The 16,772-nt window shown below is 71.5% G+C and carries 20 protein-coding genes and 1 pseudogene; 14 read left to right on the forward strand and 7 right to left on the reverse strand.

Going from position 1 to position 16,772, the window contains the following annotated elements:
• Nucleotides 1–11 precede the first annotated feature (11 nt).
• Both recR and LEP48_RS13490 read left to right on the forward strand, forming a co-directional pair.
• On the forward strand, nucleotides 12–611 hold the full coding sequence (recR, locus tag LEP48_RS13485; protein WP_225566112.1) for a recombination mediator RecR: 600 nt from the start codon (nucleotides 12–14) through the stop codon (nucleotides 609–611).
• A gap of 61 nt (nucleotides 612–672) precedes the next feature.
• Nucleotides 673–1,242 (forward strand): DUF5063 domain-containing protein, encoded by a 570-nt coding sequence (locus LEP48_RS13490; RefSeq protein ID WP_225566113.1) that lies wholly within the window; start codon nucleotides 673–675, stop codon nucleotides 1,240–1,242.
• A 73-nt stretch (nucleotides 1,243–1,315) separates the two neighbouring features.
• On the opposite strand, the gene LEP48_RS13495 is transcribed toward LEP48_RS13490, so the two are convergent.
• Both LEP48_RS13495 and LEP48_RS13500 read right to left on the reverse strand, forming a co-directional pair.
• A complete protein-coding gene (locus tag LEP48_RS13495; protein WP_225566114.1) occupies nucleotides 1,316–1,867 on the reverse strand; it encodes an SRPBCC family protein in 552 nt (183 codons plus the stop codon).
• Nucleotides 1,864–2,259: an ArsR/SmtB family transcription factor gene (locus LEP48_RS13500; RefSeq protein ID WP_225566115.1), complete on the reverse strand. Its 396-nt coding sequence runs from the start codon at nucleotides 2,257–2,259 to the stop codon at nucleotides 1,864–1,866. Before LEP48_RS13500 ends, LEP48_RS13495 begins: the two co-directional genes overlap by 4 nt.
• Before the next feature lie 110 nt (nucleotides 2,260–2,369).
• Between LEP48_RS13500 and LEP48_RS13505 the strand changes: the two genes are divergently transcribed.
• The 3 genes from LEP48_RS13505 to LEP48_RS13515 all read left to right on the forward strand — a co-directional run bounded on the left by LEP48_RS13505 (nucleotide 2,370) and on the right by LEP48_RS13515 (nucleotide 5,762).
• Nucleotides 2,370–3,152, forward strand: coding sequence for a sulfite exporter TauE/SafE family protein (locus LEP48_RS13505; RefSeq protein WP_225566116.1), 783 nt, complete (start codon nucleotides 2,370–2,372; stop codon nucleotides 3,150–3,152).
• A gap of 205 nt (nucleotides 3,153–3,357) precedes the next feature.
• Nucleotides 3,358–4,662, forward strand: a complete 1,305-nt coding sequence (locus LEP48_RS13510; RefSeq protein ID WP_225566117.1) for an aspartate kinase — start codon at nucleotides 3,358–3,360, stop codon at nucleotides 4,660–4,662.
• 5 nt (nucleotides 4,663–4,667) lie between these two features.
• Nucleotides 4,668–5,762 (forward strand): aspartate-semialdehyde dehydrogenase, encoded by a 1,095-nt coding sequence (locus tag LEP48_RS13515; RefSeq protein ID WP_225566118.1) that lies wholly within the window; start codon nucleotides 4,668–4,670, stop codon nucleotides 5,760–5,762.
• Between the two features lie 64 nt (nucleotides 5,763–5,826).
• Here LEP48_RS13515 and LEP48_RS13520 read toward each other — a convergent pair whose 3' ends face one another.
• The 3 genes and pseudogenes from LEP48_RS13520 to LEP48_RS13530 form a co-directional block, all read right to left on the reverse strand.
• Entirely contained in the window at nucleotides 5,827–6,021 is a 195-nt protein-coding gene (locus LEP48_RS13520) for a hypothetical protein (RefSeq protein WP_225566119.1), read from the reverse strand.
• A gap of 146 nt (nucleotides 6,022–6,167) precedes the next feature.
• Nucleotides 6,168–6,878, reverse strand: a complete 711-nt coding sequence (locus LEP48_RS13525) for a Fic family protein (protein WP_225566120.1) — start codon at nucleotides 6,876–6,878, stop codon at nucleotides 6,168–6,170.
• 432 nt (nucleotides 6,879–7,310) lie between these two features.
• Nucleotides 7,311–7,604 (reverse strand): annotated as a pseudogene (locus LEP48_RS13530) (helicase-related protein); the annotation flags it as partial.
• Nucleotides 7,605–7,623: 19 nt separating this feature from the next.
• Between LEP48_RS13530 and LEP48_RS13535 the strand changes: the two are divergent.
• Nucleotides 7,624–7,968 (forward strand): hypothetical protein, encoded by a 345-nt coding sequence (locus tag LEP48_RS13535; RefSeq protein ID WP_225566121.1) that lies wholly within the window; start codon nucleotides 7,624–7,626, stop codon nucleotides 7,966–7,968.
• Nucleotides 7,969–8,107: 139 nt separating this feature from the next.
• Here the strand turns inward: LEP48_RS13535 and LEP48_RS13540 are convergent, their stop codons facing one another.
• A complete protein-coding gene (locus tag LEP48_RS13540; protein ID WP_225566122.1) occupies nucleotides 8,108–8,854 on the reverse strand; it encodes a hypothetical protein in 747 nt (248 codons plus the stop codon).
• A gap of 265 nt (nucleotides 8,855–9,119) precedes the next feature.
• On the reverse strand, nucleotides 9,120–9,716 hold the full coding sequence (locus LEP48_RS13545) for a DUF6318 family protein (protein WP_225566123.1): 597 nt from the start codon (nucleotides 9,714–9,716) through the stop codon (nucleotides 9,120–9,122).
• Between the two features lie 295 nt (nucleotides 9,717–10,011).
• Here LEP48_RS13545 and LEP48_RS13550 point away from each other — a divergent pair, with 295 nt between their 5' ends.
• The 8 genes from LEP48_RS13550 (at nucleotide 10,012) to LEP48_RS13585 (ending at nucleotide 16,649) form a co-directional block, all read left to right on the forward strand.
• Nucleotides 10,012–10,401: a GntR family transcriptional regulator gene (locus LEP48_RS13550; protein WP_225566124.1), complete on the forward strand. Its 390-nt coding sequence runs from the start codon at nucleotides 10,012–10,014 to the stop codon at nucleotides 10,399–10,401.
• On the forward strand, nucleotides 10,398–11,390 hold the full coding sequence (locus tag LEP48_RS13555) for an ATP-binding cassette domain-containing protein (protein WP_225566125.1): 993 nt from the start codon (nucleotides 10,398–10,400) through the stop codon (nucleotides 11,388–11,390). Before LEP48_RS13550 ends, LEP48_RS13555 begins: the two co-directional genes overlap by 4 nt.
• Complete coding sequence (locus LEP48_RS13560) at nucleotides 11,387–12,157, forward strand: hypothetical protein (protein WP_225566126.1); 771 nt, start codon at nucleotides 11,387–11,389, stop codon at nucleotides 12,155–12,157. Before LEP48_RS13555 ends, LEP48_RS13560 begins: the two co-directional genes overlap by 4 nt.
• 5 nt (nucleotides 12,158–12,162) lie before the next feature.
• A complete protein-coding gene (locus LEP48_RS13565) occupies nucleotides 12,163–12,978 on the forward strand; it encodes a hypothetical protein (protein ID WP_225566127.1) in 816 nt (271 codons plus the stop codon).
• A 70-nt stretch (nucleotides 12,979–13,048) separates the two neighbouring features.
• Nucleotides 13,049–14,035, forward strand: a complete 987-nt coding sequence (locus LEP48_RS13570) for an ABC transporter ATP-binding protein (RefSeq protein WP_225566128.1) — start codon at nucleotides 13,049–13,051, stop codon at nucleotides 14,033–14,035.
• Nucleotides 14,032–14,850 (forward strand): ABC transporter permease, encoded by an 819-nt coding sequence (locus tag LEP48_RS13575; protein WP_225566129.1) that lies wholly within the window; start codon nucleotides 14,032–14,034, stop codon nucleotides 14,848–14,850. Before LEP48_RS13570 ends, LEP48_RS13575 begins: the two co-directional genes overlap by 4 nt.
• A gap of 98 nt (nucleotides 14,851–14,948) precedes the next feature.
• On the forward strand, nucleotides 14,949–15,908 hold the full coding sequence (locus LEP48_RS13580) for a bile acid:sodium symporter family protein (RefSeq protein ID WP_225566130.1): 960 nt from the start codon (nucleotides 14,949–14,951) through the stop codon (nucleotides 15,906–15,908).
• A 9-nt stretch (nucleotides 15,909–15,917) separates the two neighbouring features.
• Nucleotides 15,918–16,649: a glutamine amidotransferase gene (locus LEP48_RS13585; protein WP_225566131.1), complete on the forward strand. Its 732-nt coding sequence runs from the start codon at nucleotides 15,918–15,920 to the stop codon at nucleotides 16,647–16,649.
• The last annotated feature ends 123 nt before the right edge of the window (nucleotides 16,650–16,772 follow it).

A 16,772-nucleotide genomic window follows, 5' to 3' on the forward strand; every position in this document is an offset into this window, starting at 1 on the left:
GCTGGTCGACTGTGTACGAGGGCGCAGTCCAGGACCTGATCGACGAGCTCGGCCGCCTTCCCGGCGTCGGGCCCAAGAGCGCGCAGCGGATCGCGTTCCATCTGCTCGCGGCCGACACCGCCGACGTGCGCCGGCTCGCCGACGCGCTCACGGAGGTCAAGGCGCGCGTGCAGTTCTGCGAGCTCTGCGGCAACGTGGCGGAGTCGGAGCGCTGCCGCATCTGCGTCGACCCGCGCCGCAGCGACGACGTGATCTGCGTCGTCGAGGAGCCCAAGGACGTCGTCGCGATCGAGCGCACCCGCGAGTTCCGCGGCCGGTACCACGTGCTCGGCGGCGCCATCAACCCGATCGAGAACGTCGGCCCGGACGACCTGCGGATCAGCCAGCTCATGACCCGCCTGGCGGACGGCACGGTCACCGAGGTCATCCTCGCCACCGACCCGAACGTCGAGGGCGAGGCCACGGCCACCTACCTGTCGCGCCTCATCGCGCCGATGGGCGTGACCGTGTCTCGTCTCGCGTCCGGGCTCCCGGTCGGGGGAGACTTGGAGTACGCCGACGAGGTCACCCTCGGTCGGGCGTTCGAGGGCAGGCGGGTCGTCGGCGGCTGAGCTGGCCGTCCGGCACCACCGGCAGATCGCGCTGTCGACCACGGCGCAGGGAGGACAGATCGTGGGGGAGATCGAACCAGGCTCCGAGTACAGCGACATCGCGGAGCAGATGTCCGCGCAGGCGCGCACGTTCCTGTCGACGACGACGCAGGTCGCGTCAGGCGCCGCGCCAGGGGCCGAGCTCTCGCTGCTCATCCTGGCGACGTCGGACCTGCTCGCCGCCGGCGCGCGGCTCGCGGCCGTCGTCGACGTCGTGCCCACCGAGCGGTTCGAGCCCGACGCCGGGCCCGAGACCGACGTCGACCCCCTGCGCGACGCCCTGGCGAAGATGTTCGCCGGCTTCGACGACTACGTCGAGGTGTCCGACCCGGCGCTGAACGCCGACGTCGCCCCCGCCACCCTCTCCGGCGACCTCGCGTGCGTGGCCGAGGAGCTCGCCAAGGGGCTCCAGCACTACGACGACGGCCACGAGCTCGAGGGGCTGTGGTGGTGGCAGTTCAGCTACCTCTCCTCGTGGGGTGAGCGCGCGTCGTCAGCCCTGCGCGTGCTCCAGGGCGTGCTCGGCCACCTGCGCCTCGACGTCGAGGACGACGTCGCCGCCGAGGCGGAGTACGACGCGCTGCACTCCTGACCCGGGTCCCTGAACCGGGCTCCTTGCCTAGCTCGCGGCCCCGGGCGTGCCTCGCGGTGAGGGCCCGCGGCGGTCACGCGCCGTCCGCGGCCCGCCGGTAGTGCTCGCTCATGGCCGGGTAGTAGGCGTCCCACGGCACGGCGTCCGTCGGCCGCCCTTCCCGAGCGGCGACGAGGCGGTCCAGGTAGTACTCCCACCCCGGCCCGGTGGAACCCGGGTCGGCCTCCGGCCCGAGCAGCTGGCGGAACGTCAGGGTCGTGACGCCACCGGACTCGTCGAGGTCGAACCGGACGTGCCACACCTCGCCGGCCGTCGTCGTGTCGGCCGCGAACCGGTGCGGTGGTTCGCAGCGGGTGATCCGGACCTCCTCCGGGTCGACGTCGTCGCCCTCGGCCGTCATGAAGAACGTGACGCGGCCCGTGGACGGGTCGCCCTCCCACCGCCCGATCCAGCGCTCCATCCGGTCGGGCTCGGTGAGGCTCGCCCACACGTCGGACGCGGGGGCACGGAACGTCCGGGTGAGGAGGAGCTCGCGCCCCTCGCGGCCCGTCGTGACGGTCCCGGTGGCCCGGGGCCCGGCCGCGGCGTCGTCGTCGCGCCCCTCGCTCTGCTCGTGGTCGTTCATGCCGTCTCCTCTTCTCGGGCCGCCGTCCGGGCGGCGCGGCGTTCTCGTGTCGTCCGGCGGACCTCGAGGTCGAGCCCCGCCAAGGCTCCGGCCGGCAGGGGAGGCCTCACGTCCGCCTCCGTCGTCGTCCCTGTCGCCGGCTCTGCCCGGAGTGTTGCGACGAGGTGCTCGACCGGGGCGAGTGCGTCCGGACGCAGCGAGTAGACGCGGTGCCGCCCTCGGGCCTCGACGTCGACGAGCCCTGCCTCGCGCAGCCGCCGCAGGTGCCTGCTGACCCCGGGCTGGGAGCCTGGCTGCGGGTCGCCGAGCTCGCTGGCCGAGAGGTCGGCGCCGCGGAGCGCGAGCAGGAGCTCCCGGCGTACCGGGTCGGCCAGCGCCTCGAAGACGTCCATCCAGCAAGCATAACCGCACGGTTATGCATTCGCGCGGTGGCCGGTGGCCCGCGACCCAGCGGCCCGGCGGCCCGGTGGGTGGACGGGCGCGGCCGTGGCAGGATCTGCGCGTGCCCGACCTCGACCTGCTCACGATCGTGCTCCTCGTCCTCGCCGGTCTCGCGGCCGGCTGGGTCGACGCCGTCGTGGGCGGCGGCGGGCTCATCCAGCTCCCCGCACTGCTGCTCGTGCCGGGCATCTCGCCGGTGCAGGCGCTCGCGACGAACAAGCTGGGCTCCATCATGGGCACCTCGACCAGTGCCATCACGTACTACCGGCGGGTGGGGCCGGACCTCACGACGGCGGGACCGATGGCGCTCGCCGCGCTAGTGGGCGCCTTCGGCGGGGCGGTGCTGGCGAGCAGGATCCCGTCCGAGCTGTTCACGCCGGTCATCCTCGTGGTGCTGGTCTGCGTCGCCACGTACACGATCCTCAAGCCGCAGCTCGGCGCGCACGACAACCTGCGCTGGGAGGGCAACCGGCACCGGTGGACCGCCGCGGGCATCGGCCTGGTCATCGGCGCGTACGACGGCCTGCTCGGGCCGGGCACGGGCACCTTTCTCGTGATCTCCCTGGTCAGCGTGCTCGGGTACGCGTTCCTGCCCGCCTCGGCGCTCGCCAAGATCGTCAACTTCGCCACCAACCTCGGCGCGCTGCTGTTCTTCGTGCCGCACGGCGCCGTCATCTGGGGGCTGGGCCTGGCGATGGGCGCCGCCAACCTCGTGGGCGGGTACGTCGGCGCCCGGATGGCGGTCGCCAAGGGCAGCGCGTTCGTGCGGGTCGTGTTCGTCGTCGTCGTGGGTGCGCTCATCCTCAAGCTCGGCTACGACGTCATCACCGACCAGCTCGCCTGAGCGCCCCCCTCCTCGCTGTGAGCGGGCGTTTGGCCCTGTCGACGGGGCTTCGGAGGGCCAAACGCCCGCTCACAGCGTTCGAGTAGTCACGACCTGAGACGCCACTCGTCGACCGGGGCGGTCGCCGTCTACCATCGACGGGCAAGCACAAGCACCCGGCGGGCCGTTGAGAGAGACGGAGGCCGGCGACAGAAGGTTGTGAAGCATGGCACTTGTCGTACAGAAGTACGGCGGATCATCGGTCGCAGACGCCCAGAGCATCAAGCGCGTGGCCAAACGGATCGCAGCGACCAAGCGGGCGGGCAACGAGGTCGTCGTCGTGGTGAGCGCCATGGGCGACACCACGGACGAGCTGCTCGACCTCGCCGGGCAGATCACCCCCCTGCCCCCGCAGCGCGAGCTCGACATCCTCCTCACCTCCGGTGAGCGCATCTCGATGTCCCTGCTCGCCATGGCGATCACCAATCTCGGGGTCAAGGCGAAGTCCTTCACCGGCCAGCAGGCCGGCCTCATGACCGACGCGGTGCACGGTCGCGCGCGCCTCGTCGACGTCGTCCCGCACCGCATCCGGGAGACGGTCGAGCGCGGACAGGTGGCGATCGTCGCCGGGTTCCAGGGCGTGAGCTCGACGAACGACGTCACGACGCTGGGCCGCGGCGGCTCGGACACGACGGCGGTCGCGCTCGCGGCCGGCCTCGGTGCCGACGTCTGCGAGATCTATACCGACGTCGACGGCGTGTTCACCGCCGACCCGCGCATCGTCCCCGGTGCGCGCAAGGTCGACCGCGTCACCTACGAGGAGATGCTCGAGCTCGCGGCGTCGGGCGCCAAGGTCCTCGCCCTGCGCGCCGTCGAGTACGCGCGCCGCTACGACGTGCCCGTGCACGTGCGCAGCTCGTTCAGCAGCACCACAGGCACTCTCGTCACCGGCACGTACGGCGACAGGATCGACCCGAACGCCCCCGACGGCGAGCAGGAGGAAACCCCGATGGAAGCCCCGATCATCTCCGGCGTCGCGCACGACCGCAGCGAGGCCAAGATCACCGTCGTCGGCGTCCCCGACAAGCCCGGTACCGCCGCGCGCATCTTCGAGGTCGTCGCGGGCGCGGGCGCGAACATCGACATGATCGTGCAGAACGTGTCGGCAGCCCACACCGGGCTGACGGACATCTCGTTCACCCTGCCACACGGCGACAGCCCGTCCACGCTGGCCGCCCTGAACGGCCTGCAGGACGAGATCGGCTTCGCGTCGCTCCAGTACGACGACCAGATCGGCAAGCTGTCGCTCGTCGGCGCGGGGATGAAGTCGCACCCGGGCGTGTCGGCGCGGCTGTTCGGCGCGCTGCGCGACGCGGGCATCAACATCGAGATGATCTCCACCTCCGAGATCCGCATCTCCGTCGTCACCCGCGAGGACGCCCTGGACGACGCCGTGCGCGCCATCCACACGGCGTTCGACCTGGACTCCGCCGACGGCGAGGCCGTCGTCTACGCGGGCTCGGGGCGGTGAGCGCGGTGGCACGGATCAACGAGCACGGGATCAGCCTCGCCGTCGTCGGCGCGACCGGGCAGGTCGGCGGCGTGCTGCGCCGGCTGCTGGCCGAGCGCGAGTTCCCCGTACGGGAGCTGCGGTTCTTCGCGTCGGCGCGCTCCGCCGGGTCGGTGCTGCCGTTCGGCGGGGTCGACGTGGTCGTCGAGGACGTCGCGGCGACGCCCACCGAGGCGCTGGCCGACGTCGACGTCGCGATCTTCTCCGCCGGCGGCTCGACGTCGCGCGAGCACGCCCCTCGGTTCGCCGAGGCCGGCGCCGTCGTCATCGACAACTCGTCGGCGTGGCGTCTCGACCCCGAGGTGCCGCTCGTCGTCTCCGAGGTGAACCCGGAAGCGATCGGTGACGCCGTGAAGGGCATCGTCGCGAACCCGAACTGCACCACGATGGCGGCGATGCCGGTGCTCAAGCCGCTGGCCGACGAGGCCGGGCTCGAGCGCCTGCAGGTCGCCACCTACCAGGCGGTCTCCGGGTCCGGGGTGGACGGCGTGCGCGAGCTCGCCGACCAGGCGCGCGCCGCCGTCGCCGGGGACCTGGAGGGCCTGGCGCACTCGGGCGGGGCCGTGGACTTCCCGGCGCCGTCGAAGTACGTCGCGCCGATCGCGTTCGACGTCGTGCCCCTGGCGGGGTCGATCGTGGACGACGGGTCCGGGGAGACCGACGAGGAGCAGAAGCTGCGCCACGAGTCGCGCAAGATCCTCGGGCTGCCGGACCTGGCCGTGTCCGGCACGTGCGTGCGCGTGCCCGTGTTCACGGGCCACTCCTTGGCGATCCACGCGGAGTTCGGCGTGGCGATCACGCCCGAGCGGGCGCGCGAGCTGCTGGCCTCCGCACCGGGCGTCGAGCTGGCGGACGTGCCGACGCCCCTGGCGGCGGCCGGTGCCGACCCGTCGTTCGTCGGGCGGATCCGCGTCGACCAGTCCGTACCCGGCGGGCGCGGGCTCGTGATGTTCGTGTCGAACGACAACCTGCGCAAGGGCGCGGCGCTCAACGCCGTGCAGATCGCGGAGATCGTCGCCGGCGACCTGGCTGAGCTGGAGGTGCTCGACGCCGCCGGCTGATCACCGGTCTGATCGGACCTCGTCGCTCCGGTGGGGCCTGCCGAGACGCGTCGTCTCGGCAGGCTCAACCGGAGCGCGTCAGTACCTGAAGCACCCGCGGGGCGAAGAACCGGCGCTTGTACGCGTCCGGTTCGACCACGTCGAGGATCTTCAGGTCGACGAGCTGGCTGACGAGCTTGTTGGCCCTGCCGTACGACAGACCGAGCTCTGCCTCGACCCTGCGGACCGTGAAGGTGGGGTTGGCGACGGCAAGATCCACGAGCGCGTGCGCCGAGTCGGCCCGGAGGCTGGAAGCACGGATGACCTCCTTGAGCTCGGCCTGAACTGCGACGAGCGCGCCATCTCCCGGTGCGTCGTGTCCGCCGCCTGGCGCAGGCCCTCGGCGAAGAACCTGATGAACGTGTCCTAGTCGTTGCGGGTGCTGATGCCGAGCAGGTGGTCGTAGTACTGGCTTCGCCGGGCCTCGAACCATGGCGAGACGGTGAGCGTGGGTTCGACGAGGACGCCCGCGCTCTGTAGCTGGAGGACGATCAGGAACCGGCCGATGCGGCCGTTGCCGTCGCGGAACGGGTGCAAGGTCTCGAACTGGTAGTGGGACATGCCCGCTGCCACCACGGGATCGATCGCTCCTTGGTGATCGGTCCGCATCCAGTCCACGAGATCCCGCACCCCGGTCTCGAGGGCGAGTCCCGCAGGTGAGGGGACGAACCGCGCTGCCTCCACGGGGAACTCCACCGCGGCGGCGTCGTCGCGGCGGCCGATGACGACCTGCCCGTCCCGGAGCCGCCCGGACTGGGCGTGCAGCGGGGTGCCTGCCATCAGGATCCCTTGGAGCTCATTGAGCATCGTGACGGAGATGGGCCAACCCTCGGAGGTCCGCGCGAAGCCCGCATTCGCCATCCGAACGTAGTTGAGGATCTCGACCAGCTCGGCAGTGGCGGGTTCTTCATCGTCGGCAGTGAACACCTGGGACAAGGGCGCATAGGTCCCTTCCAGCGCGGACGTGCTCTGCGCCTCTCGTCGCAGGGTGGGCATACGGAGCAGCGTGGGGTTCGGGAGTCGACGGGCAGTGCTGTCGAGCGCTGCCAGGGCGGCGCGCGCCTCAGCGATGGCCAAATAGGTCGGGGGAGTGAGGCTTGGTCATGGGCAACGGGTGCGGGACAAACGCTCGGTGTCGCCACTCGCCCAGCACCGGGTCGCTCCCGTGGATCGCGACGAGTTCTCCCGGAGCGTTATTGAGGAACATTTCGATGTTCACAATGTCACTCTAGGGTCACTTGAGTGTCATGACGGCAGTTCAAGTGTCACTTGTGGACAACTAATACCTGCTCCCGGGCGGTGACGCCGTCCTGCGCCTCCACCGGTTGTCGTCAGGGCCGCTCACAGCCCGATGGTCGCCGACCTGTTCGACACGTTCACGCCGTCGGAGTCGCTCGCGCGCGCTCTCCTGGGTGCCACCGGAGCCACGGGCACGACGAGGCGCACCGAACGATCTTCGGTGATGGCGGGACGACGAAACGTCGCCAGAGCGACGTCAGTAGGCCACCGTCAGACGCCGCCGTCGAACAAGCCGCGGATGTCGTCCGCGCCGAGACCTTGAGAGAAGAACTCCTCGTCGTCGCCCAGGACCGCCCCGACCATGCTGGCCTTGCGCTCCTTGAGCGCCATCACCTTCTCCTCGATGGTGCGCGCGGCGACGAGGCGGAAGACCATGACGCTGCGGGCCTGGCCGATGCGGTGGGCGCGGTCGACGGCCTGCGCCTCGGTCGCGGGGTTCCACCACGGGTCGAGCAGGTAGACGTAGTCGGCCTCGGTGAGGTTGAGGCCGAACCCGCCTGCCTTCGATGCGCCGAAGGGGGAGATGCAGCCCCTCGGCTACGTCATCATGCAGCCGGAGATGCGCCTGGACCGTCCGGTCAAGGCCTATGCGCGGTGGTTGCAGCGCATCCCGCGCGTTTTCGCCTCGGCCGTGCTCGGTGACGCCGCTGAGGCTGACGACCGAAGCCATGAGATCGCTACCCTGCGCAACTTCCGCAGTCTCATGCCCTTGGCGCACGACGCACGCAAGCCGATGTTCGACCTGCGCGCGGCCGACGGGGCGCTCGGCAGCACGCAGCAGTACGTGCAAACCTGCTACCGGGAGTTCAGGTCGCTCGCGGAGGAGATCATTGAGCGGATGGACCTGACCATTTCGGACCCTGCGTAGGGGATCCTTCGATCATGGCGTCGAACGCTCAGCCGCTCTGATGGCGCCGGTTCGGCACTCCGAACCTTTCGCCGCCGGGCCAGGCGACGTGTCAGTTCAAGGGGGAACCGGGACCAGACCGCTCGATGGATCGTTGAGCTCAGCAGAAGCTGTTGCCGTGGAGGTCCTCGCAGACGAGGCGGGTGCGGGCCTCGGTGACCGTGGCCGGGTCGGTGGTGCTGGTCGTGGTGATGGCGCCGTCGATGTCGGTCCAGGTGCTGGTTCCCTGGAGGCGGAACCGGCCCTGCCACGTGGTGGTCAGGGTCACGGCGATGTCGGTGCGGTAGACGTCGCCCTCGGCGTCGCGGTGCACGCCGGCGTCCGTGTCGGGGTCGCCGAGCCGGCTGTAGGTGTGGCCCACCCACGTGGCATCGGGAAGAGGGTCGCCGTCACGCCAGGGGTGGCCCGGGTCGGTGGTGGTCAGGGTGCCGCCACCGGCGCCGTGCGGGTCGTCGAAGTCCCACGTGAACTCGGCAGGGTCGGCGCGGATGACCACGGGCACGCCCAGCAGCACGGCCTCGAGCTCCTGCGGCTCCGCGGTCGTGTAGGCGGGGTAGTGCACGTTGACCAGCATGGGTTCGCCGCCCTGGACGATCGCGGGCGGAGCCGTGATCCTCATCGTCGCGAACTCACGCTGCGCCTCGGCGGTAATATCGGCAGGGGTGATGCACTCGTTGTCGGTGAGCTGTTCGGGCTCGGCGTACGTGCCGTCGGGGCGGACGCGCTGGACCCAGAGGGCGTTGAGCCAGACGCCGTCGCAGTCGGGCGTGATCCCGACGTCGAGCATGCCCTCGTCGCACGCCCTCGGGGTCGCCACGATGGCGGAGATCGTGTCGATGTCGGACATCGCGCCGCACGCCCGCGCGTCGACACGCAGGTACCGGTCCCGAGGCTCGTCGGAGCCTGAACTGTGGCCGTCGCCCGAGGAGGGCCGGGTGCCCTCTCGTCCCGCCTCTAGCGTGTCACCCACTTCGCCGATCCGGCCCCATACCGAACTTTCTTCGTCCTCGACTATGGTCGTCGTCGATGGCCGGGGTTCTGGTTCTGGCTTGTCGTCCGCCGCAGCAGTCAAGCACAGCGTGCCCGCAAGGATGCTTCCCAGAAGGCGCATCTCACTCGTCCTCGAGGGCGCTGACGGCAACGATGACCCAGCTGTCGTTCTTCGAGGCGATCTCGACGCCCAGCTCGAGGGTTACTTGATCTTCTTGGTAGATGACCGAGCCGTCTGAGGCGCTGAGCGTGACCGCGCCTTGAGTGACCTCGATGTCCATCGGCCAGGTCCCCGTCGCCGCATCTTGTTCGTAGGTGTGGACGACCCGCGCGCTCGTCGGCCCGCTCGTCCATGTGTAGCCCTCGTCGGCGATTTCGTTTGCACGCTTCAGCCGGTTGGCACAGTGCTGACAGCTCTTGTGCGACATCGCTTCCCACTCGGTGGTGTCACCAGTCGACATCATGTAGTCGTCGAGTTCAAGGAAGTACACGGCGGCCGCCTCGGCACCGTCAGCCCCGTCGTCGTCCATCGCGTCCGGACGTTCCGGGGCCACGACCACCGCGGTGGCAGTGGGCGACGCCGACGGCGATGCGTCGGGACTCGCGCTGTGGGAGGTGGGCTCGGGCGTCGGCGCCACGGGCGGGTCGTCGTCGCACCCGGAGACGAGCAGCACGGCGGCGAGGCTTGCGGCGGCGTATATGGCCCGGGATCGGGTCATGACGAGGCTCCCTGTCGGCGGTGACGTCGCCGACACTGTAGAGCAAACCGTCAGATCGTTGCCCGGGCGTCTGTGGACAGCCCCACCCCTGCCGAGTTGTCAGGCCCAGGAGCACCGGAACGTGGACTTGGGCCTGACAAGTCGTTGGGGTGGCGAGTTGTCAGGCCCAGGAGCACGGGAACGTGCACGTGGACCTGACAACTCGCACGAAGGGGTTGCGCGCCGACGTGGGTCTGTGGTTCATTAGTCGAGTAATGAACCACCGAAGCAAAGAACCAGCCCGAGGGAGGCCCGCGTGTTCGACGGACCCGAGCCGATCTACGTCCAGATCGCCCAGATGATCCGGTCGCAGGTGCTCGCCGGCGAGCTCGCCGAGGAGGAGCAGGTCATGTCCACCACCCAGTTCGCGACGACCTTCCGCATCAACCCGGCGACGGCGGCCAAGGCGTTCAGCGGCCTCGTCGAGGAGGGCGTGCTCTACAAGCGCCGCGGCCTGGGGATGTTCGTCGCCCCCGGCGCGCGCGAGCGCCTCCTCGGACAGCACCGCGACGCGTACTTCGCCGACGTGCTGGCTCCCGCACTCGCGCAGGCCGACGTCCTCGGCATCCCCACCGACGAGATCGTCGCCTACGTCCTCGGCAGCAACGGCCACCAGCCCCGCCCCACCACCACGGAGGAGTCATGACACCCGCACCCTTCGGCGCCCGCCTGGACGACGTCGTCGTCCGGTTCGGCACGCAGCGCCGGATGACGGTCGCCGGCACCACGTACAAGGACGACGCCACGACGGCGCTCGACGGCGTGGACCTGACGATCCGCCCGGGCGTCATCACGGGCATCCTGGGCCGCAACGGCGCGGGCAAGTCCACGCTGCTGTCGCTGCTGGCGTCGTACACCCGGCCGACGTCGGGCACGATCCGGGTGGGCCCCGACGCGGCGGACGACCTGTGGGAGGACCCGTGGGAGAACCCGTGGGTGACGGCGAACGTCCAGCTCGTCCGCGAGAGCGGCGACCTGCAGGACGAGGAGAAGGTCTCCGAGTCGCTGAAGTACTACGCCGACATGCGCCCGTACTGGGACGCGGACCTCGCGGCGCGCCTCCTCGACCTGTTCGAGGTGAACCCCCGCAAGAAGCCGTCCGCGCTCTCGCGCGGCAAGCGCTCGGCCGTCGGCGCGATCATCGGCCTGGCCGCCCGGGCACCCCTGACCGTCCTCGACGAGGTGTACCTCGGCATGGACGCCCCCACGCGGTACGCGTTCTACGACGAGATCCTCGCCGACTACGCCGAGCACCCCCGCACCATCCTGCTGTCGAGCCATCTCGTGGAGGAGGTCGCGCGGCTCTTCGAGGACGTCGTGGTGCTGCACCGCGGCAAGGTGCTGCTGGCCGAGCCCGCGGAGCAGATCCAGGCGCGGGGGTTCAGCCTCACCGGGCCGGCGCGCGCCGTCGAGCAGATCGCGGCGGGACGCCGGGTGCTGCACCGTCAGCAGCTCGGCGCCACCGTGCAGGTGACCCTCGAGGGCGCGCCCGCCGACGGCGAGAGCGCCGCCGCCCGGGCCGCCGGCGTCGAGATCGGGTCCCTGCCGCTGCAGGACCTCTTCGTCCGCCTCACCCAGCCCGACCTCGACGCGCGAGGCGCCGTCGCGGCCGGCCAGGACGGCGGTGCCCGATGAGCGCCGTCACCGTCACCCGCGACCAGCGGGATGCCTTCGCGGCCCAGGTGCACTCCTGCGCGGTGCGCAAGGTGTTCCGCACCGTCACGGAGGGGTGCGTCGTGCTCGGACTCGGGTTCTGGGCCGTGTTCGGCCTCGTCATGGTGGTCGTCCCGCTCGTCGTGCACCGTTCCGGAGGCGTCATGGGCGGCGGCGTGTCCTACGGCGCGGAGTACAGCGCCCGCTGGTTTGCGTTCTCCCTGGGGATGATCCTGTTCCTCCTCGTCCTGGCCACGCACCTTGCCGCCGGGGGGACCCGGCGCGCCCTGTTCACCGGGGTTCTCGGGGCGTCGCTGGTGACCGGGCTCCTCTACGGGGTGCTGCACGCCCTCTTCCTGCTGGCGGAGCGAGGCCTGTTCGGCGCGCTCGGCTGGGAGTGGACGAGCCCCGACGCCACGGCCGTCACCGGAACCGGCTTCCTGGTGACCGTCGGGACCCAAGGCATCGTCGCCGCGGCCTACATGCTCGTGGCCGTCGCCGTCGCGACGGGCTACCAGGCCTACGGCGTGTGGCGTGGCACCGTCCTCGTCGTGCCGGGGCTCGCCATGCTGGGGCTGGTGGAGGCCGTCGTCGGGAGCGGCGGCGTGGCCGACGCCGTGACCGCGAACGCGCCCGACCTCGTCATCCCGACGTCGCTGCGCCTCGTGGGCGGCCTGGTCCTGCTGGCGCTCGCCGCGCTCTGGCTGCGGTGGCAGCTCCTGGGCCTCCGTCTGCGGCCCGCGAGGTGAGCGCGATGACGACACGCGACATGAGCGGCACCGACCGGCGCCGCGTCTCGCCCCAGACCCTGAACAGGCCCGCCGTGCGGGTCGCCCGACGCAAGTTCCTGCGCGCGTTGCTCGTCGCCGGGGCCTGGTTCTGGGCCCTGTGGGGACTGCTCGTGGCCGGGGTGCCCCTAGCCGTCGAGCGCTGGGGCGGGGACATGGAGGGCCTCAGCTACGACGCTGCCGGCGGCCCGGCCCGCTGGGTCGCGTTCACCGTGGGCGCCGTCGTCACGGCGGGCTGGCTCACGCTCCACCTCGCGGCGGGCGGGACCCGGCGCTCGTTCGTCGAGGGCGCGGCCCGCGCGGCCGTCGTCGCCGGCGGCGTGTTCGGGGTCCTGGCGGTGCTGCTCGCCGTCGCCGAGGAGCGGCTGTACACGTCGCTCGACCGGACCTGGCAGGGCACCGCCTCGGCGGTGCCGCTCGACACCCCTGCGGGGTTCATGGTCACGGCGGCGGGGGAGGCGCTCGTCGTCGTGACCTACACGCTCGTGGGACTGGCCGTCGTCGGCGGCTACCGGCGGTTCGGCGCGTGGCGCGGAACGCTGTTCATCGCCCCGCTGCTCCTGCCGGCAGCGCTGGCCGACGTCGCGACGGCGACGGGCATGGCCGGCCTCCTGCGCCGGGGCGGGCCCGACGCCGGCCCGCTCGCCGCGGACCTCGGCCTGCCGCTCGGCGCCGCGGTCGTCGTCGTGGGCGGGCTCGCCGCCGCGGTGATCGCGGCCGTCGTCGCCGGCCGGGTGCTGCGCTCCGTCCCCGTGAGCCCCGAGCAGAGAGGACGCCCCTGAACCGTGCCCGACCACGTGCCCGAACGACCGACCGACAACCATCCGAACGAACCGACGAAGGAGGCCTGACATGGCCGATCCCATCGTGGAGGTGCGGAACCTCCGCAAGACGTACGGCGCCAAGGTCGCCGTGGACGACGTGTCCTTCGCCGTCCAGCCAGGAGAGATCTTCGGCATCCTGGGCCCCAACGGGGCCGGCAAGACCACGACCGTCGAGACGCTCGCCGGGCTGCGGTCCGCCGACGGCGGCGCCGTCCGCGTGCTCGGCATCGACACCCTGCGCGACCCGGCCGCCGTCCGCGACCGGTTGGGCGTGCAGCTCCAGGAGTCCTCGCTGCACGACAAGATCACCGTGGCCGAGGCCCTGGGTCTCTTCGCGTCGTTCTACGACGACGCGGCCGACCCTCGCGAGCTCATGGAGCTGCTCGACCTCGCGGACCACGCCGACAAGCAGTTCGCCCGACTCTCCGGCGGGCAGAAGCAGCGGCTGTCCATCGCGCTGGCGCTCGTGGGCAACCCGCAGGTCGCCATCCTCGACGAGCTCACGACGGGCCTCGACCCGCAGGCGCGCCGCGCCACCTGGGAGCTCGTGGAGCGGGTGCGTGACACGGGCGTGACGATCCTGCTCGTCAGCCACTTCATGGAGGAGGCCGAGCGCCTGTGCGACCGGCTCGTCGTCATCGACGCCGGGCGGGTCGTGGCGGAGGGCAGCCCCGCCGAGCTGATCGACGGGCTCGAGGGCGGCCGCACCGTCGTCGTGCGGTTCGCGACCGACGACGCCGCCCGGGGCCGCACGCTCCTCGCGGACGTCGCCACCCGGCACCCCGACGTGGACAGGGTCGAGGTCTCCGACGGCGGGCTCGAGGTCGCCGTCACGGGCACCCCGCGCGTCCTGTTCGCCGTCGTCCCCGCCCTCGCGGAGGCCGACCTCGTGCCCGACGACGTGCGTACCGTCACGCGGACGCTCGAGGACGTGTTCCTCGCCGTCACCGGGCGCACCTACGACCCCCAGGCGGAGCGCGAGCCCGCCCTCGCTGGAGAAGGAGACCGGTCATGACCGCCCTCACGCCCACCGCACCGTCCCGGGCCCGCCAGGGCACTGCCGGCTGGCGCGGCTTCGGACCGCTGCTGCGGACCGAGACCCGCGTCTGGCTGCGGGACTTCGCGGCCCCGTTCTTCGGGATCGTGTTCCCGACCCTCATCCTCGTCGGCGTCGGGTTCGCCATCCCGGGGATGCGCGACCCGATGGTCGAGGACGTCCCGCCGGGGTCCGTCTGGTACGGGCTCACGCCGATCGCCACGTACCTGCCGACGGTCATCGCGATGGCGGTCGGGACGGCATCGCTCACCGTCATGCCCGTGACCGTCGCGACGTACCGCGAGAAGGGCGTGCTGCGCCGGCTGTCCACGACGCCGATGCGGCCCCAGGGGATGGTCGCGAGCCACCTCGTCATCAACGCGGGCACCACCGTGGTGGGCGTGGCCCTCGCCCTGGTCGTCGCGCTCCTCGCGTTCGACGTCGCCACTCCCACGCAGGTCGGGGTCGTGCTCCTGGCCTTCGTGCTCGGCATGTGCGCGATGTTCGCGGTCGGCATGCTCGTGGCAGCGGTCGCGCCACGGGCCTCGGCGGCCAACGCGATCGCCATGTCCCTGTACTTCCCGATGCTGCTGCTCGCGGGCCTGTGGACACCGGGACCGATCATGCCCGAGCTGCTGCGCCAGATCGGGCAGTTCACCCCGCTCGGCGCCGCCGGGCAGGCGATGACGACGGGCTGGTTCGAGTCCGGGTTCCCGCTGCTGCAGTGCGTCGTCATGGTGGTGTGGACCGCGGTGCTGCTGCCCCTCGCGATCCGGCTGTTCCGCTGGACGTGACCCGCTCACCCTGAGCGCCGAGCACGGGGTCGGGACCGACATGGCTCGCATGTCGATCCCGGCCCCGTGCTCGGCGCCGAGTCGGTAGGGTGCGGCGGGTGCGCACAGTGGCGGAGCTGGCAGGTCGGTGGTTCGCGGTCCTCGTGGTGCTGGGCGGTGTGGCGGGACTCCTCGCGCCCGACGCCCTGGCACCGATCGCCACACAGATCCCCCTCTTCCTCGGGATCATCATGTTCGGCATGGGTCTCACGCTGCGGGGCGCGGACTTCGCGCTCGTGGCCCGGCGTCCCTGGGCGGTGCTCGTCGGCGTCGTCTGCCAGTTCACGATCATGCCGCTGCTGGCCTGGGGGATCGGGCACCTGTGCGGGCTCGAGGGCGAGGCGCTGATCGGCATGATCCTCGTCGGCGCCGCACCCGGCGGGACGGCGTCGAACGTCATCGTGTACCTCGCCAAGGGCGACACCGCGCTGTCGGTGACGCTCACCTCGGTCTCGACCGTGCTCGCGCCGCTGCTCACCCCGGCGCTGGTGCTCTGGCTCGCCGGGTCGTCCCTCGACGTCACCTACGGCTCGCTCGTGATGTCGATCGTGCAGGTCGTGCTCATCCCCGTGGTCGCGGGCCTGCTGGTGCGGACCTTCGCCGGCGGTCTCGTCGAGCGGTACATGCTGCCGTACCTGCCGCTGGTCTCCGTGCTGGGGATCGTCGTCGTGGTCGCCGGCATCGTCGCCGCGAACGCGGACGCCGTGCTCGGCACCGGACTGCTGGTGGCGCTCGCGGTGGTGCTGCACAACGGGCTCGGGCTGCTGCTCGGGTATGGCGCCGCGCGTGCGGCGGGCCTCGACGAGTCGGCGCGCCGGGCCGTGAGCGTCGAGGTCGGCATGCAGAACTCCGGCCTCGCGGCCAGCCTTGCCACCACGCACTTCACGCCGGCGGCCGCGCTGCCCGCGGCGCTGTTCTCCGTGTGGCACAACGTGTCCGGGTCCGTGCTGGCATCGTTCTGGTCGCGCCGCCCCGTCGCGGTCACGGCTGAGAGGGCGCCGGACGACGCGCATGCCTAGAGTGCAGCGGTGAAACCGTTCCTGTTCCTCGGTACCCGGGCGGAGGACGTCGCCGCCGACGGCGAGTACGACGCCGTGCGCCGGTACGCCGGTCTGTCCACCGAGGAGCTGCTCCGCGTGCGGCTGGAGCGGGACCCGATGCCCGTCCTCGACCTCGACGCCTGCTCCGGGATCGTCGTCGGCGGCGGGCCGTTCAACTCCTCGGACCCGCCCGCCGAGAAGTCGGACGTGCAGGTGCGGGTCGAGGGCGAGATGGCGGCACTCCTCGACGACGTCGTGGACCGCGACTTCCCGTTCCTCGGGGCGTGCTACGGCGTCGGGACGCTCGGGGTGCACCAGGGCGCCGTCGTCGACCGCACGTACTCCGAACCCGTCGGGCCCGCGGAGATCGAGCTGACGCCCGACGGGCTCGCCGACCCCCTGCTCGCCGGGATGCCGCCCCGCTTCACCGCCTACCTGGGCCACAAGGAAGCGGTGCGGGAGCTGCCGCCGTCGGCGACCCTGCTGGCCCGTTCCGCGGGCGCACCCGTGCAGATGTTCCGGGTGAGGCGGAACGTGTACGCGACCCAGTTCCACCCGGAGCTCGACCTGGCGGGCATCGAGCAGCGGGTCGACGTCTACAAGTCGTACGGGTACTTCGCGCCCGACGAGGCGGCGGACGTCGTCGCGAACGCCCGCGCGCACCGCGTCACCTGGCCCATGCGCATCCTGCGCAACTTCGTCGAGCGCTACGCCCGCTGACCCGCCCGTTCCCGCCCAGTTGTCAGGCTCACGTGCTCAACAACGTGCACGTGGCCCTGACAGCTCGAGGCGCGACGCGCCAGAGCCACGCCCCTGCGGACCGGGACGTGGCTCTGGCGGCTC

This window comes from Isoptericola luteus (assembly GCF_020297055.1).
Classification (GTDB): domain Bacteria; phylum Actinomycetota; class Actinomycetes; order Actinomycetales; family Cellulomonadaceae; genus Isoptericola; species Isoptericola luteus.